The sequence below is a fragment of the Streptomyces hazeniae genome, assembly GCF_031845485.1.
GTDB classification, from domain to species: Bacteria; Actinomycetota; Actinomycetes; order Streptomycetales; family Streptomycetaceae; genus Streptomyces; species Streptomyces hazeniae.
This window is the reverse complement of sequence record NZ_JAVREQ010000154.1, coordinates 1-466: the sequence shown is the minus strand read 5'-3', so window position 1 is coordinate 466 and position 466 is coordinate 1. Positions and strand designations below refer to the sequence as shown.

General features: G+C 66.7%; 1 protein-coding gene. It reads right to left on the bottom strand.

The window, feature by feature from the left end:
- Nucleotides 1-52: 52 nt before the first annotated feature.
- On the bottom strand, nucleotides 53-466 hold a 414-nt coding region (locus tag RM572_RS29070; protein WP_311676348.1), incomplete at its 5' end, for a hypothetical protein.

Sequence of the window (466 nt, the reverse complement as noted above, 5' to 3'; positions counted from 1 at the left end):
GGATTGCGACGACGATTTGGGAAGGACAGCAGTGGAAGATCAGCCAGCTGATTCAGGTGATCTGACCACCGGCGAGCCTGACAAGCCGCGCCGCAGATTGCGTTTCGGGCGGCGTCGCCGTGCCGAGGAAGTGGTCGAGGAGCAGGTCGAGGCGTCGGCCGACGAGGGTGACCCGGAATCCGACTCGGAATCCGGCCCGGAATCTGACTCGGAATCTGAGGATGCCCCGGAGCGTCGGACCCCGTCGGGTAAGGCACGCCGCAAGGCGGCCGTCGAGCCCGAAGCGGCCGTCGAACCTGAGCCAGACGCCGAACCGCAACCGGAACTTGAGCCGGAACCTGAACCGGAACCGACGGCAGAAGCGGAAGACGACGCCGGCACCGAAGTTGTCGACGATGCCGATGCCGAAGCCGATGCCGAAGCGACGGACGCTGAGCCGGCCGAGGACGAGGTCCTCGTGCCGCAC